We start from the raw sequence: 16,892 nt of genomic DNA, 5'->3' as shown, positions 1-16,892 counted from the left end.
TTTTACCCCTACTTTCGCACATTTAACCGGGCTAAGACGGCGGCGAATCGAGCAGAATCGATCGGCTTTGTCAAGTGTTCGTTGTAACCAGCGGCGATCGCCCGATCGCGGTCTTGTTCGCTAGCATAAGCTGTCAGCGCCACAGCCGGCAAGCGCTTGATTTTGTCAGATGCGGACGATCGCACTTTGCGGATCAGCGAGTAGCCATCCTCAACCGGCATCCCGATGTCGCTGACTAAAATATCCGGCGGCGACTGCTGCAAAATGTCGATCGCCTCAGCAGCCGAAGCAGCAGCCGTCGCCGTCGCCCCCAACTGTTGAAGCGCCACCACCAAAAACTCGCGGTTGTCGGGTTCGTCGTCAACTACCAACACCTTTAAACCAGCCAAATTACCCGGAGGCATTTGAGCGGCTTTACTTTCCTCTCTCAACTGCGGCTGCTGACTGCGACGCTGTTTCAGGGGCAGCATTACCGTGAATGTCGCCCCGAGTCCCTCTCCGGGACTTTCGGCGCGCACAGTGCCGCCGTGGAGTTCCACCAAGTGGCGGACGATCGCCAATCCCAGCCCCAAACCGCTGTCAGCCCGAGTAATCGAGCCGTCTGCTTGTCGAAAGCGATCGAACACGTAGGGCAGAAACTCAGCAGAAATGCCTTTTCCGGTGTCGCTGACAGTAATTTGCACATACTGATTGGTGGTTGGTAATGGGGAATTAGCAGCAGTTGCGTTATTTTCCAATCTAAAATCGGCGATCGAAAATCCAAAATCCCTTGACAAACGCAGTTGCACAGTTCCCCCCGGCGGCGTAAACTTGACGGCGTTAGTCAGCAAATTCGAGACTACCTGCTGCAACCTCGGGGCATCGCCCCACATCAAACTGACTGCGGGGTCAAATTCCGAGGAAACAGTCACAGACTTAGCCTGGGCCGTGAAAATGACTGAATTCAGAGCAACTTCGATCGTCTTTCTCATGATGAACCAGCCGGATTTGAGAGCCAGCTTGCCTTGAATAATCCGGGAAACGTCGAGCAAATCTTCCACTAGCTGCTCCTGCACCCTCGACTGACGCTCGATCGCTTCCAAACCGCAAGCCAAAGAATCTTCCGTGTACGGGCGGCTGCGCAGCGTCTGCGCCCAGCCCTTAATCACATTTAAAGGCGTCCGCAGTTCGTGGGAAAGCGTGGCTAGAAACTCGTCTTTCTGGCGGTTGATGGCTTCTGCTTGGGCGCGCGCGGCTTGTTCGCGATCGAGCAATTGAGCGAGTTCTGCCTCGGCTTGCTTGCGATCGCTGATGTCGGCAATGATCGACATACAGTTAATGTTACCCTTGGCGTCGCGGACTGGGGTCGCCCACACAGCGAGGTCGATCGAAGTGCCGTCTTTCCTTTGGCGCTGGGTTTCCATTCCGGCGATCGGGTTTCCTTCGCGAATTCCTTCCAAGTTGGTCATGAATTCCTCCCGCTTGTCTGGGGGAATGCTGGGCACAAATTGACCTACCGCCTCTGATTCTGACCAGCCAAAAATCCTCTCGGCGGCTGGGTTCCACATTTTCACAATCCCGTCGTCGGCGCTAAAAACGGTAATTCCGAGGGGACAAGCTTGGATCAAGGCTTCTAAAGTTTGATTGATCTGCGATCGCGCTTCCTCTGCTTGTTTGCGATCGCTGATATCAACGTTCACGCCAATCATCCGCAGAGGTAAACCGATCTCGTCCTGAAACACCTTAGCCCTGCAAGCAATCCAGCCCACGCTGCTGTCAGGGCGGCAGATGCGGAACTCAATGTTTAATTCCTCCCCGGAATCTGCTGCGGCCTGCACCTGCTGTTCGGTGAAAGTGCGATCGTCTGGATGCACCAGTTCCGCCCAATTTTGATAGCTGTCCAAACCGCCGGCCGGCAGCCCGTACAAAGCCTCTAAATCCGGCGTACAGCCGAGTTTGCCCGTTTGGACGTTCCATTCAAAAGTTCCGATTTTGCCTGCTTGCTGAGCAATTTGCAGCCGTTGTTGATTGTTTTTGAGTTCTGCTTCCACCCGCGAGATTTCGGTCAAGTCGATGTAGAAGGCGACGATCGTCTCTAGTCCGGGGTTGTCCGGGCACAAAGTCGTCCCGCCCATCAAAATCGGCACGCGGCTGCCATCAGAGCGGATGTATTCTTTCTTAAAAGGAGTTGCGACTCCCGACGCCCGCAGTTCTTGCGCCGCCTTGGCGTCGAGGTGGAGGTATTCGGGGGGGGTCATCCTGTCCCACCGCATTTGACCCGAGAGCAACTCTGAGCGGGTGTAGCCGACCATGTTGAGCAGGGAGTCGTTGGCGTAGGCGATGCGGCCGGTAAAATCGCCGATCGCGACTCCGAAAATATTTGACTCTAACAGCCGCCGGAATAAAGCTTCGCTTTGCTGGATTACCCGTTTTGCTTGGTTGCGATCGGTAATTTCGGCAACCACGCTGCTGACTCCCAACAGCGTTCCCGATTCATCGATTACGGGGTAAAAACTGACTTGCCAATCCCGCACAACTCCCGGCTGTTGAAGGGTTGCAGCCTTCATTTCCAAGTCGAGGACGGGGGTTTGCGTTGCCAGCACTTGGCGGTAAATCGGCTCTACCATATCTGCAAGTTCTGGAATCGCTTCTCTGATGGTGCGCCCGAGGTGGTCTGCGATCGATCTGCCGTTGATCGCAGCGAGGCATTCGTTCATGCGGATGTAGCGCAAATTGGTATCGACAAAGCACAGCCCGACTGGTGTGGTGTTGTACACTAAGTCGAGTTCTGCTAGTTGGCGGCGAATGCGAATTTCGTTTTCTCGGAGCTGGTTTTGGGCTTGTTTGCGATCGGTGATATCGAGCACGAAGAACGAGCCTTTGTCTGTCCATCCTTGCAAGTTTCCGCCGCCGATTAAAATTGGGAAGCGCGAGCCGTCAGAGCGGATGTATTCTTTTTCATAAGGCGTGCAACTTCCTGATGCTGCGATTTGGGCGATGGCGGTGCGATCGAGTTCTGCGTATTCCGGCGGAGTGATATCTATCCAGCGAATCTGTCCCGAAACTAAGTCTTCTCTCGTATATCCGATCATTTCCAGCAAGGCGTCGTTAGCTTCCGTAATTGCACCGCCCACATCCCAGAAACCGATGCCGATCATATTAGATTCTACCACGCTGCGGAAGCGAATTTCGCTTTCCCGCAAAGCTAATTCTGTTTGTTTTGCTGCGGTAATATCTGCGAGAATTATGCCTGCGCCGATGATTTCTCCCCTTTCATTTTTCACTGCGTAGTAGTTGGCTAGCCACCAGCCGAAATATCCCGGTTTTCCAGGATGTTCGCCGCTCACTTCTACGTTTAAAACAGCCTCGCCGCTTTCTAGAACTTGCTCAATAATTAAACAAGTTTCGGCTGCTGATTCTGGCAATAGTTGGCGGAAATCTTGACCGAGATGCTCTTGGGCAGTTAAACCATTTAATTCTGCTAATACTTGATTGACGCGGATGAAGCGCATTTCGCGATCGAGAAAGCAAATCGCTAGGGGTGATGCTTCTAACAGCGAGTCAATTAATGCGAAGGATTCCGATGTTTGTGATAGTGCTTGCTGCGCTTCTGCATAAAGTCTGGCGTTGTCTAGGGCGATCGCCACGCGGTATGCTAAATCTTCTAGCATTGCCATGTCTTCGGCACTGTAGCGGCGCCCCAACTTCGAGGTAAAGCAACTGATCGCACCCATTACCCGCCCGCGGGCCTTCAGCGGTACGCAAGCGTGAGATCCGATATTGAGCGATTCCCTACGGGATAGCTTCGCTTCACGCAATATTTCGATTTCTGCTGCATTTTCGGCTCCTGCTGCTAAAATCTCCTCATCCACTTCGGCAATTAGCTCGGATTTGCCGCTGCGAATTACCAGCGGATAGCCGTTAACTGCATCGGAGGCTAACGGGCTGCGGACTCTCAAGTTATTCAGAGTATCAACTGTAGAGGGTTCTGCGTGAGCTACAGCGACTTGGCGCACTTTTGAGTCGGTTTCGGTCAAATGAATGTAGCACCCGTCTGCGATCGAATTAACTGCTAATTCAGCGACATTTTGCAGCACTGTTTCCCCGTCAAACGCATCAGCCAGCATTTTGCTAACTTCTGCTAAAAATGCCGATCGCTGCTGTTCAATTTGGGCTTTTTCCCGGGCTGCTTGCTCGATTGTCAACTGCAATCTTTGAGTTTCTGCAAGTTTTAGTTCTGTGATATCGCGGGCGACAATTAAGGCCGATTCTGGTACGCCGTCTTTGTCAAATTCGGGAACTATGCGAGATTGATAAGTTCTGATACCGTCGGTTGAGTCCGCCTGAAATTCGATAATTTCTTCTCGACCTGTTTCTAACACTTGGCGCAGAGTTTCATCCCACATCTGGCAGAGTTCTGGCGGCATTCCTAGGTCTTGATTGGTTTTGCCAAGGAAGAATGAAACTGGTTTTCCTTGGCTGGTGGCAACTGCTTGATTGACATAAACATAACGCAGTTCTTTGTCGGTGCGGATAATCACATCTGGCGTATTTTCTAGCAGTGTTCTCAGTTGCTGTTCGCTGCTAGACAAAGCTGCTTGCGTTTGCTGTCTTTCGGTGACATCTCGCACAGTGCCCACGTGTCCGACGAGTTCGCCAGAGTCGGAGAACATCGGCGCGGAAGCAACGTTAATCCAGCGGACAATCCCTTCTGCTGTTTGCAGGCGATATTCGATCGCATATTCCCCAGCTTCCCGAGTATAATCCCGCCATTGGCTCAATACGCGCGATCGGTCTTCCGGGTGAATGCAATTCTCCCAACCGCGGCCTAAAACTTCTGCCAAACTCAATCCAAAAATCGCTTGACAGCGAGGGTTTGCATAGGTGTAGCGCCCCTCAAAATCTGCCATGAAAATCCCCATCGGCGAACAGGAACTCAAACAGCGAAATCGTTCTTCTTGAGCTTGCAGCGCTTCTTTAGCTACAGTTAGTTCGGCCGTGCGCTGTTTGACGCGGTTTTCTAGATTGGCGTAGGATAAAGCTAGGGCTATTTCGGCTGATTTGCGATCGGTAATATCGATGCCAGTTGCTATCACATATTCTACCACACCGTCGCCATCGACCATCACTGTATTCGACCAAGAAATGAAGCGCTTGTCACCATTCTTAGTACGCCAATAGTTTTGATATTCGCTGTAAAAATATTCCGCGTTGAGTTTAGTAAAAAATGTTTGAACCGGCTCTACTTCTTCGGGAATCAAGAACACATCCCAAAGATATTTATCCACAACTTCTGCTACCGAGTAGCCAGTGGTTTTTTCGCAAGCTTCGTTGAACCGGACAATCCGTCCTTGACTGTCAAGAACTACAATCAAGCAAGCCGTCGTGTCAATGACTTTTGAAATAATCTGGCGTTCTATTTCTAGTTCTTTTTCTGCGGACTTTAAGCCAGCATACCAAGCGCCAACCATTGCAGCGGCAAAAAGTAAGATTGCAGGAGTTGCCTGGAATGCAAACAGTAACAGAATTGTCAGCAGTAATGCCGTGGCGGCGCTAAATGTAGCAATGCTGTAAGATTTAATGGGTAAGGGCAAGACCTGAAACCGACTCATTTTTGTTGACCTGTAGCGATGGCGCGATCGCGCGAGTTCTGGTGTCGATGAAACAATATTGTTAAAACTAATTATGTGTTTTTTCTATATAAGGCCACATTTGTCTGCACCCTGCCATCTTCCCAGAGACAGATTTGCAGGGGGACTGGTGCTGGATAAGGTGTTATGCTAGAGCGAGGGACAAATTCGAGCCGCTCATTTCTGGGAGAAACTTCAGGTGAATCACAAGCTGGCAAAAATTATCGGATTATTCTTCGCAGCCGCCACCGTCTTCGGATTCATCGGTTACTCGCTGCAACATCTCAACTGGCCAGGCAACTCCACGATATCGATCGGCTTCCCCAATCTTAGCATCGCAGCTCTCGGGGCGATCGACAACAAACGCGACCAAATCTATCTCAACGGAAATTGGCAATTTGTCCCCGCAGTTGGCAACCCCCAAAACCCCCCCGCCTCCCCAAGTTGGGGCTCCATCCAAGTACCCGGAAACTGGGAAGAAGAAAACAACGAATCAGTACCCGGAATCATCAGCCGCGGCAGCGGCAAAGAATGGGAAAACTTCAACAGCAAACAACTAATAAAAGCTTGGTACCAGCAAACAACCAACATTGCCGACAACTGGAAAAACCGCCGCATATTTATCGACTTAGCCAGAGTCAGCACCGATGCAATCATCTTTGTCAACGGCCTTAACTGCGGTCAAATTGAATGGCCCTACGGCACTATTGAGATTACCAAAGCAGCCAAACCCGGTCAAAACACCATATCTATTTTAGTCGCCGCAGTATCCGACGAAAAAGACAAAGCCGTGATTATGGGCCCCACAGAAATCTACACAGAAAAATCCAACTTGCAATCCCGCGGAATCATCGGCGAAGTCCGGCTTTTTGCCGTTCCTCCAGGCCCGCTAATTAGCGACGTATTCGTACAAACTTCCACCCGCAAAAAACAAATTAAAATCGATGTAGAGTTCAAAGACGTTACCCAAAACGGTAAAGTTGAACTCACCGCCAAAATGCTCGACGAAAAAGGCAAAGTCGAACAAAAATTTACAACCACCGCCCGCGTTCAAGCCAAACCAATTCAAACAGTAAAAATGCAGTGGGACTGGCCGAAGCCTCGCCTCTGGGATATCGGCAAACCCAACCTTTACACCATGCAATTAGAAGTAAAAGGCAGCGGCATTGACACGCAATACGACCAACCTTTCGGCTTCCGCGAATTTTGGATTGAAGGCCGCAAATTTTTCTTAAACGGCACAGAGTTGCGCCTGCGCCCCACCTTGCACGCAGACGGTGCTTGGGAAAGCGGCACAGTAGAAGTTACCGACAAATTAATTGACGGCTACACAAAAGCAGGTTTTAACATCGTAGAAACCTGGCCTTGGGATCACGACGAACGGGGTAGGTGGCATTTTCGAGAACTGTTATCCGAAAGGGCAGACCTCAAAGGTTTTCCAATTATGGCCCCCACATTAAACGTTACATCTATAGGTTGGAACGGCAAGTGGAAAAACCCCTATTTTGCCAACCAGTGGAAATCGCGAATGGCAACAGAAATGCGCCGCTACCGCAATCATCCATCAGTATTAATGTGGGCGACAAGTCCCAATTTTTTCGGCAACGCTGACGACCAAAATCCCCGCCGCATCGGCAAAAGAAAAATCGAAGGAACTCTCGGCAAGTTGGAAGACGACCGCTTACGGGGCAACACTCCCTTGGGAAACGACACTGTAGCTGCGATTAAATCGGCAGACCCAACCAGACCGGTGATGGTACACCAAGGAGCAAACTTCGGCGATGTTTATGCGCTGAATTCTTATTTAAATATGATTCCTTTGCAAGAACGGGAAGAATGGATTTCCGAGTGGAGCAAAACTGGGGATATGCCCTACATGGTTGTCGAGTTTGGTACGCCGCTGTTCGCGACAATGATGCGCAACCGCGAAGGTTTCAATCAAGTGATTGTCAGCGAACCTTGGATGACTGAGTTTGCGGCAATTTATTTCGGCAAGCAGGCTTACGAGTTGGAAAGTCCGGCTTATAAAGCTAAAATTCGCGAGCAATTTGTCAAGGGTCAGGAGTACCAAAGCTGGCACCTCAAAAAAGAGTTAGATTTTGCACCAGCTTTTCAAAAGTTGCAGCATTTGTTCAGTACCAACACGTGGCGCAGTTGGCGGACTTTTGGAATGTCTGGGGGGATGATTCCTTGGAGTGACGGACACGGCTGGGAAGTTTCCGATGCTGGCAGAAATAAGGTGGATATGGGGGGATTTCAAGCGGGACGGCGAGGAGTTTATTTGAAGCAAGTCTCTAATCAATATTTGAATTATTTGCAGCCAGAAGCTTACACTATTCATCCTGGGGGCGAGGCAATTATCAATAATAATAGCTCGACTTTGGCTTGGATTGCTGGCGCTAGTCCGGTGTTTACTGCCAAAGACCGCAATTTTTTTGCGGGCGGCAAACTTGCCAAACAAGTAGTGTTAATTAACGATAGGCGATCGCCCCAACAATTTGCATATAATTGGCAGGTTTTGGTGGGCGGCAATCAAATTCAAAAAGGCGAATATAAAGGGATTATTCAGCCAGCAGGAACTCTGTTCTTCCCAATTGATGTAAAATTGCCAAATACGATTTCTAGCAAGACTGACGGCGAAATTCGCTTGACGGCGCGAGTGGGCGATCGGCCGCATTCCGATACATTTGCTTTCCGGGTATTTGCCAACCCAGCCAAAATCAAAGATTCCGTAGCAATTTTTGACCCTGTGGGCAAAACATCGGCAATGTTAAAACAGTTAGGCCATCAGCTTGTCCCGTGGAACGGTTCGCAAGTTTCATCCGTATTAATTATCGGGAGAGAAGCATTTTCCAGCGGGGAAAAACTGCCGGGAAATTTAGAAGACTTTGTACGCAAAGGCGGCAAAGCAATCGTGTTTTCCCAGCGCCCAGAATGGCTGCAAAACACAGGTTTCCGGGTGGGCGGCCACGTCAGCCGCCGCGCTTATCCCGTTGACAGCAACCAATCCGCAGTTATCGGTTTAGACAGTGAAGATATGCGCGATTGGATCGGGGAAAGCACGCTGGTTGAAGCTTATCCAAATACGATTGAAAACAGGGCAAACTTTAGTCCGGCAAATATGCCTTGGTACGGATGGCATTGGGGAAATCGCGGCGGTGTCAGCAGCGCTGCAATCGAGAAGCCGCACCGCAGCGGTTGGCGACCAATTTTGGAATCTGAGTTTGATTTAGCTTATTCGCCGCTGATGGAATTGGATTACGGAAAAGGGCGGCTGATTTTAAACGAGTTGGATTTGGAAGACCATTATGCTGTAGATGGTGGGGCGGCGCAGTTAGTGCAACAAATTGTGAGTTACGGGATGAATTCTGCGGTGATGGGAAAGCCGGATAAAGTGGTTTTAATTGGGGGAGACAAGGATGCCCAGAAGTTGGACAGTTTGGGGGTAATTTATCAGCGGGCTAGTGCGCTTTCTCAGGATGTTGGTTTGGCGATTGTCGGGCGGGAAGCAAATCTGAAAGATGCAGAATTGCGCGGTTATTTGAATGGTGGGGGTAAGGCGTTTTTCTTGCCGCGTCAAGCGCCTGTTGCTGGTTTGGGCGTCGGTTTGCAGCAGGCGAAGGATTTTGGGGGTTCGCTGGCGGTTCCGAGTTGGGATGAGGTGAAGGGGCTTAGCAGTTCGGATTTGCGATCGCGCTCTTTTTATGATACTTGGTTGATTAAGTCTGGCGGAGAAATCGGTGCTGACGGTTTGTTAAGCCGGGTTGCTGTAGGTAAGGGCGTGGCGATTTTCTCTCAGATTGACCCGGAAAGTTTGAATGCGGATAATAAGACTTATTTCCGTTTTAGTCGCTGGCGGCAAACACGGGCAAATGCTCAGATTTTGGCTAATTTAGGGGCGAGTTTTAAGGCGGATGCTGGTGTATTTAACGGTGCGAGTCGGGAGTTTTATCACTGGGATTACAAGACGGATTTTGAAAATGGGGACGATCCTTATCGGTATTATCGATGGTAAGTTTTACCAGTCAATTTTGACCTCTTTTGACAATATCCCCGGCGAATAGAATTCGCGGCTATACAAACGATGTCCGCCTCCGCGGACTGAAGAATAGAGGGAGTATTTAAACAGGATTTGGTATGAGTATTCAGGAGTGATTTCATAGATTACCTGTCCAGAATTCGTCAGATAACGGCTCATCAAAATCCTCACTTGTCCAGATTGTTCCAGCGTGCAATCCTGCTGTGCGCGGCTTAGCTGGGGATGAAATTGGCGCTAAGCGGACAAGGGGAATACCACCTTCTGTGAGCACAACTTCTATGCCTTTAAGTGCTAGAGATAATAACTCTTTTAAATTTGTTTGTGCTTCTTGTACGTCAACTGTTTTTGTGAGCATTGCAGTTATCCTAGCTAGGAGTTAAAAGTGCGATCGCATGGCAGAGTGCAATTTCCATCTCAAACGGTCAAACTTATTATACTAAATATCACAGGTCAAAGTGTCGCTGAAAGCGCGGGTCTAATTTGTCGGTTTTCCTTTGGTTGCAGGTGCGGCAGAGGGTTTGCAGGTTGCTGATGTCGTTGCTGCCGCTGCGCGCTAGGGGGATGATATGGTCGATCGTCAGTTCTGCTTCTAGTTTAGTTTGGCCGCAGCTTTGGCACTGGTATTTGTTGCGAGTGAATACGTATTTTCTGACTTCTGGAGGGATGGGAATTCTGGGGGTTTTAGTCATGATGTATTTTAACCGCAGATTAACGGGAATGAACGCGGATGTTTGATGGATTAGTCGGCAAATAGTTCGTCATAAATGTCATTTTCCGCACTCAGCCAATCTTGATAAGCTTGGGATGCAAGCATCGGTTGAACGGATTCTTGCCCATTTTTCAAGAACAGCGCTAACTTGAGAAGTGTTGTTAACTTATCATCTAGAAGTTGCTCGATTATTGTTAGAAGTTTTTGGCGAATGTTCATAGGATTAAAGTCGCTCTTTGTTGGCTATTATAGCACAATCATTCACAATCCACAGCAACGCTATTGTTTTCTCCAATTACAGGCAACAAATGCTCGTGCAACTTCATCGCCTGCAAACAGCTATTAATCCCAGAAACCGCCCGATCGTACTCTTGAATCTTGCCTTCATTCTCAACTTGCAGCCGCAGATTCTTAGCAATCTTCTCCTCAGCTTCCTGTGCCAAAGTTTGCTCCAAATAATCGCGGGCTTGACTGTATTTCTGCAAAATATCATCAGCTTGCTTTTCCGCCATCGGCAACAAATGCTCTTTCAGCGTTTGATTCACAGTTTGGCGGAAAGTTTGCCGAATAGTTCGAGATACTTTCGGCTCGAAATCTAGCCTCAGCAATTGCCTAATTGCTGGTTGCGCGTCCACCATATTTTCGCAGTCAAAACCTTGAGATGTTTGCTGCAATGTTTCCCGGAATTGGTAAATTGAAAACGTGCCTTCGTCGTAAAAACGGGGACTTTCTCGCACGTAGCGATCGCACTCGACGCCCGCTGCATTTACCAAAGCATGAGAAACCCGCTGTGACAACTCCTCTAACTGCTGTTCAATTCCCCCGTCATTCCCCAATAACCGATAAAGCAATCGATAGTATTCCGATTTGCGAATGCTGTCTTTCAAATACTGGAAATAGTTATCCACCAGTGATTTAGTAGCCTCTACTAAAATATCTTCCAACTGATTTGCTAAATAATAAAGCGCTTCCACCAAAACCGCAATTAAAGGTGCAGTAGCATTGCGGGGATGAGTCATCAAAGTGCGTCCGTAAGCCGCCTCAACGGAAAAGCCATCTAGCAATTCATCTAAGCGGCGGATCATCCGAGATTGCAGTTGGCGAAAATCTGTATCGAAAATATCGCATCTGTTCATAATCATGTCATTGACTTCTTTGGCGATATGTTCCCGAAATTCCTGTCCAACTTGCTGCAATTCTTGATTTAGTCGCAAAAGTTCTTGCGCTTTCATCGCTTCAATCTCGCGGGGTTGGCTGTCCAAATTCCGCTGAATTGTTTGGTACTGTTTCCGCAGTTGAATGCACAAATCCTCTAAATCGTCAGCGAGATTTTTGAACAGTTGCGGGCGCTTTTCTTTGGTGAGATAATCGGTGATGGCTGTGCGGAAATCTTCGATGCCGCTATCTTGAATTAATTGCTGAATTAACGGCTGGCCTTGTTCCGCTAGAATCCGCACGTAATTTTCGCTGGGCGTTTCGTAGCTGTTAACTGAAATCCGAAATTTGCTGGGAGACAGTTTGCCGGAATTCGCACAGTAGCGGTTAAATTCGCTGACAAATTGCGGTGTTTCTTCACTATTTTCGCTGTGATTAACCGCCTTCGTGGCTGCATCAACCCGATCGCGACTGGCGGCAAAAATGGTATCCAAACCAAAACGATCGCGCCCGGTTGTCCCCCTAATCAAACTCCCGTAAAATCCCAACAAGCCGCTAGTTTTATAGACTCTGGCGGTTTCGCGAAAGTCGGAATTAATCAGATTTTCCAAGCGCTGTCGCAGTTGCGTGTTGTACCAAGTTTCGTCAATGCGGTTGAAAATGTAAAACAGCCGATCGCGAATTCCCGGATTTGATCGCGTTTTCTCCATCAACTCCGTCTCTTCCGTCGTCATTTCCCCAGACGACGCAGCCTTCAAAACACAGACAACCGCCGAAGTATCAGGGCTTTCAATTCTATCATAGGTCAATTCCGCATCCTGTTTGACAGGCGCATCAATTCCCGGCGTATCGATAATAATATTGCCATCTTGCAGCAGCGGGTGAAAACAGTAATATTCAACTCGCTTGAGTACAGCACTGTTGCTACCGCGCCGCGCGTAACTAGCAGCTTCCTTGAGATTAGAGAAATTAAACTGTTCCATCGAATAAGTAGCATTTTCGACAGCTTGGATGCGATCGCGATTCGTTTCAAACCCTTCTAAAAGCAGAGTCAAAGCCTTCGCTTTTTTGGCTACTTCCGATTTATTTTCTCCGCCTTCCTTTTCGATAATTATCTTGCATCCCTGAGCTAAAATATTTACAACATCGCTTTGATTAATATCGATTTCAGTAGTTAAATTCAACTGTTCGCAAAGAGCATAAGCTTGCTGGCGAATCTCAACTTCGCTCGAAAAAGTGAGAACAACGCGCTCTTTCTCAGCAGATTCAGCATAGGCGATATAACACTCAGTACCAGTCGCGTGTCCTTCAGCACTGTAGAGCAATTCTCGCTCCAGCAAAGCATTAATCAGCATAGATTTTCCCGCACTAAAAGCGCCCGCAAACACAATCTCAAATTGCGGAGAAATTGCCTTTTTGAGAGACGCTTGTACCGCCGTGATATCTTGTTGTCGCAAAGACTGTTCTTGACGGAGCAGTTGCAGTAGAGAGTCAACTTGCTCTTGCAGATTTTTGCATTGAGGCGGCATTTGAGTCATTTTAGCACTGCTCCTGATTGTGGGAAAATTACCTTATTGTTAATTCTCTGTTAGTTCCTGAAGAATTGCAACAGTAATTTTACTTATGTTATCCAAGATTGTTCAATAGAATTAGTAGAAGGTGCGCCATGCGCACCCTACAGAATTAAACCGATAAATCTTGACGCGGTTTGAAAGTCTCAATTTGCCGCAACTTCTCGTACAATTCCCGTTCTTCGTCGCTAATTTCTTTGGGAATTAACACCTGAATTTCTACTAGCTGATCTCCCCGATCGCCATTTCCAGTCGGATAGCCCTTATTCGCCATCCGCAACCGCTTCCCAGACGTTACTCCCGGCGGTAGTTTCATCTTCACAGGGCCGTCTAGAGTCGGCACTTCAACGTCTCCGCCCAGCACCGCTTCGCAGGGAGTTAGCAGCAATTCGCAGCAAATATCCGACATTTCTAAGCGAAAAAATGGATGGGGAGAAACGGTGATTTTCAAATACAAATCGCCGCCGCCAATGCCTTGATTTCGCAGGCGAATTTGCTGGCCAGATACCATCGCCCCCGGCATATTTACCTCGATCCACCGCCCGTCATCTAACCGGATGCGCTCGGTACCGCCGGAATAAGCTCTTTCCAAAGGCAGAGTCAGCCTAGCATCAATGTCTTGTCTGATTTCGCGATCGTCCATTTCCCGACTTTCTCGCCGCATTTCGCGATCGACTGTTTCTCGTCGAATTTCGCGATCGTCCAAATCCCTCCTATCTTCCCGAGAATTAGCAACATAACTCGTTTTCTTAGAACCGGTACTCCACGGTTCCGAAGCGGAAACTCGCGGGGCATCATTTGCTGTCGCCATCCTCACTTCCCTGCGCCTTCCGAGCACTTGGTCGAGAAATTTATTAAAATCCGAGTAATCGCTAAAATCGATATCTTCCGCTGGTTTTTTGCGGCTATTTTTATTGTTTCCCCAAGTTGCAAAATTGGGAAGTTTTACGCCTTGTTTACCTTGAAATCCCTTTTGTTTCCAGAATTTACTAAACTGATCGTATTGAGCGCGCTTTTCGATGTCGGAAAGAATATCGTAAGCTTCATTAATATCTTTAAAGTTATCTTCAGCCGATTTATCGCCCGGATTTACGTCAGGGTGCAACTGTCTCGCCAGTCGTCGATAGGCTTTCTTGATTTCATCAGCCGTAGCATCTCTGGGCACTCCCAGAATTTGATAGTAATTACGAAAGTTTTGCATAATTTGAGAAGGAAGTTCGGCAACGGATTGTGTAACGGATGTAACGGATGTAACGGATAGAAGGAAGAGTATCAATAAACATTCGATGGGGAGGGCGGGTTTTGCCGTTATAAACTAGCTTGTTTCATATATTTTTAGCTAAACCCGCCCCTACAAGATACTATTGTTTTTTCGCAATGACCTACTTATAGCAATCCTATTTGATTTGTAAATGATTTTTTTTGCATAAACCGCAGAGGCGCAGGCGAATAGAAGAGTGGGGAAATAAAAAGCTTTGAGAAGTAGTGGGAAAAGAGCAGTCATATATTCTTAGAATTAAAACCTGCTCTTTTCCTTCTTCCTTCTTCCTTCTTCCTTCTTCCTTCTTCCTTCTTCCTTCAATTACAACCAATCGTCATCATCATCCCAGTCGTCGCTTTGGTTTTGATAGGGGCGAGTCGGGCGATTAGTGCTGGTTCTGCGATCGGGTGTGCGATCGTAGGATCGATCGCGATCTGGCATCCGATCGCGATCGTAAGAGCGATCGGGAATTGGATCAACAGTCGATCGCCTGTACGGCTTAGCATTTTGATAATAGTTATTATCATCGCTGCGCCGCTTCGTACCGTCGCCCGTAAAAGTCCGCTTCACAGACTCAAAGAAATCATCATCATCGTCATCCTCAGCAAAAGCCGAAACTTCGCGGCTCAAATCGTACAGAGCATCCTGCAAATCCGAGCCAACTTTATCGACTCCCCGCTCGTCGTTGCGCTCCAAACTGTCTCGCAATTCCCGAATTAAAGTTTCAATGCGCTGGCGGCTTCTTTGAGCAAACTGCATTCCGCGATCGAGCGCCACCTCCCGCAACTGCCGCTCAGCTTGATAAGCCAAAGCCTCAGCGCGATTGCGTTTTTCCACCCTTTCCCGCTGCAACTTATCAGCTTGAGCAAACTGTTCCGCATCGCGAATCATTTGATTCACTTCCTGCTGGCTCAGCGTCGAAGCACCTTGCACAGTAATGCTTTGTTCCCTGCCGGTAGTTTTGTCCAAAGCAGTCACCAACAGCATCCCGTTAGCATCAATATCAAAAGCTACTTGTACCTGCGGAATCCCTCGCGGTGCCGGCGGAATTCCACTTAGTTTAAACCGTCCCAAAGACTTATTATCTTTGCCTAATTCCCGTTCCCCTTGGATGATGTGAACTTCTACCACAGTTTGGTTGTTTTCAGCAGTCGAAAAAATGTCCGATCGCCTAACTGGAATAGTAGTATTGCGAGGAATCAGTTTTTTCATCACCCCGCCGATCGTTTCCAAGCCCAGGGACAGCGGCGTCACGTCCAACAACAGCACATCGCGGACATCCCCCGCCAAAATTCCCGCCTGAATAGCAGCACCCACCGCCACAACTTCATCGGGATTCACATTTTGATTCGGCTCGCGATCGATCAAACTGCGGACAATTTGCTGCACCAAAGGAATGCGAGTCGAACCGCCAACCAACACAACTTCATCAATCCGAGAAGGAGTCAAATTTGCATCAGCCAAAGCTTGTTTCACCGGACGGCGCAGCCGCTGCACCAAATCGCTGCACAGCCCCTCAAATTGACCGCGAGTTAAGCGCGTTTCCAAATGCAAAGGCCCATCTTCATTGGCATCGATAAACGGCAAATTAATCTCGGTGACACCGACTCCCGACAGCTCTATTTTTGCTTTTTCAGCCGCTTCGATCAAGCGCTGCAAAGCTTGGCGGTTTTTGCGCAAATCCACGCCTTCTTTTTCTAGAAATTGCTCAGCCAACCAGTCAACAATTTTGGAGTCAAAATCATTGCCACCCAATTGAGTATCGCCGCTAGTTGCTTTGACTTCAAATACTCCATCTCCAACGTCTAAGATAGATACATCAAAAGTACCACCGCCCAAATCAAACACTAAAATAGTTTGACTTTCTCGCCTTTCCAAACCGTAAGCCAAAGAAGCCGCCGTCGGCTCATTTAAAATCCGCTTGACATCAAGTCCGGCAATTCTGCCAGCATCCCGCGTCGCCTGTCGCTGCGAGTCGTTGAAATAAGCGGGAACAGTAATTACAGCCCCCGTCACTTCTTGTCCCAGATAGCGGCTGGCTTCATCGGCCAACTTCCGCAACACCATCGCGGAAATTTCCTCTGGGGCGAAATCTTTTTTCAGGCGAGGGCATTTGATTTTGATGTTCCCATTATCCTCGCGGCGAGTGGTGTAAGGGACGCGCTTTGCTTCTGGAGTCAGTTCGGTATATTTGCGTCCGATGTACCGTTTGACGGCGTAAAAGGTGTTTTGAGGGTTCAGAACATTTTGGCGTCTGGCCATTTGTCCGACAAGGCGTTCTCCTTCCTTGGTGAAAGCAACCACCGAAGGAGTTGTGCGCATCCCTTCTGCGTTGGCAATCACAACCGGTTTGCCGCCTTCCATGACGGCTACTACTGAGTTTGTCGTTCCGAGGTCAATGCCAACTACTTTTCCCATACGTCCGTTGTCTCCTGTGGCGTTGTGTCTAGCTTTTTCAATATAAGCGTTAAGTACGATCGCATTTATTGTACCGCGTCGAGCATCGGGGCTGCGGAGGGGTTGCCTCACTCCGGGCTGCGGCTGCGGT

The 16,892-nt window shown here is 48.7% G+C and carries 8 protein-coding genes; 1 reads left to right on the top strand and 7 read right to left on the bottom strand.

The window, feature by feature from the left end:
* Nucleotides 1-8 precede the first annotated feature (8 nt).
* On the bottom strand, nt 9-5,591 hold the full coding sequence (locus QUB68_RS16230) for a PAS domain S-box protein (RefSeq protein ID WP_332994269.1): 5,583 nt from the start codon (nt 5,589-5,591) through the stop codon (nt 9-11).
* Nucleotides 5,592-5,808: 217 nt separating this feature from the next.
* Here QUB68_RS16230 and QUB68_RS16225 point away from each other — a divergent pair, with 217 nt between their 5' ends.
* Nucleotides 5,809-9,624, top strand: a complete 3,816-nt coding sequence (locus QUB68_RS16225; protein ID WP_332994267.1) for a glycoside hydrolase family 2 TIM barrel-domain containing protein — start codon at nt 5,809-5,811, stop codon at nt 9,622-9,624.
* Nucleotides 9,625-9,766: 142 nt separating this feature from the next.
* Here QUB68_RS16225 and QUB68_RS16220 read toward each other — a convergent pair whose 3' ends face one another.
* From QUB68_RS16220 to dnaK, 6 genes are all read right to left on the bottom strand, one after another.
* The gene (locus QUB68_RS16220; RefSeq protein ID WP_332994265.1) at nt 9,767-10,003 is read right to left on the bottom strand and encodes a type II toxin-antitoxin system Phd/YefM family antitoxin; all 237 of its coding nucleotides are present in this window, start codon (nt 10,001-10,003) and stop codon (nt 9,767-9,769) included.
* Nucleotides 10,004-10,091: 88 nt separating this feature from the next.
* Nucleotides 10,092-10,337 (bottom strand): HNH endonuclease, encoded by a 246-nt coding sequence (locus QUB68_RS16215; protein WP_332994262.1) that lies wholly within the window; start codon nt 10,335-10,337, stop codon nt 10,092-10,094.
* A gap of 50 nt (nt 10,338-10,387) precedes the next feature.
* Nucleotides 10,388-10,576, bottom strand: a complete 189-nt coding sequence (locus QUB68_RS16210) for a hypothetical protein (protein WP_332994260.1) — start codon at nt 10,574-10,576, stop codon at nt 10,388-10,390.
* 38 nt (nt 10,577-10,614) lie between these two features.
* Entirely contained in the window at nt 10,615-13,050 is a 2,436-nt protein-coding gene (locus tag QUB68_RS16205) for a dynamin family protein (protein ID WP_332994259.1), read from the bottom strand.
* Nucleotides 13,051-13,195: 145 nt separating this feature from the next.
* A complete protein-coding gene (locus tag QUB68_RS16200) occupies nt 13,196-14,284 on the bottom strand; it encodes a J domain-containing protein (protein ID WP_332994257.1) in 1,089 nt (362 codons plus the stop codon).
* Between the two features lie 381 nt (nt 14,285-14,665).
* On the bottom strand, nt 14,666-16,762 hold the full coding sequence (dnaK, locus tag QUB68_RS16195) for a molecular chaperone DnaK (protein ID WP_332994691.1): 2,097 nt from the start codon (nt 16,760-16,762) through the stop codon (nt 14,666-14,668).
* Nucleotides 16,763-16,892 lie beyond the last annotated feature (130 nt).

Origin of the sequence: Microcoleus sp. A006_D1, from assembly GCF_036702805.1 — a bacterium.
Classification (GTDB): Bacteria; Cyanobacteriota; Cyanobacteriia; order Cyanobacteriales; family Microcoleaceae; genus Microcoleus.
This window is presented reverse-complemented; position numbering and strand designations above follow the sequence as displayed.

Bases quoted from the DNA above. Each gene is read 5' to 3' on its own strand.
- QUB68_RS16220 (WP_332994265.1), bottom strand. From the start codon at position 10,003: ATGCTCACAAAAACAGTTGACGTACAAGAAGCACAAACAAATTTAAAA.
- dnaK (WP_332994691.1), bottom strand. From the start codon at position 16,762: ATGGGAAAAGTAGTTGGCATTGACCTCGGAACGACAAACTCAGTAGTA.
- QUB68_RS16205 (WP_332994259.1), bottom strand. From the start codon at position 13,050: ATGACTCAAATGCCGCCTCAATGCAAAAATCTGCAAGAGCAAGTTGAC.
- QUB68_RS16200 (WP_332994257.1), bottom strand. From the start codon at position 14,284: ATGCAAAACTTTCGTAATTACTATCAAATTCTGGGAGTGCCCAGAGAT.
- QUB68_RS16215 (WP_332994262.1), bottom strand. From the start codon at position 10,337: ATGACTAAAACCCCCAGAATTCCCATCCCTCCAGAAGTCAGAAAATAC.
- QUB68_RS16210 (WP_332994260.1), bottom strand. From the start codon at position 10,576: ATGAACATTCGCCAAAAACTTCTAACAATAATCGAGCAACTTCTAGAT.
- QUB68_RS16230 (WP_332994269.1), bottom strand. From the start codon at position 5,591: ATGAGTCGGTTTCAGGTCTTGCCCTTACCCATTAAATCTTACAGCATT.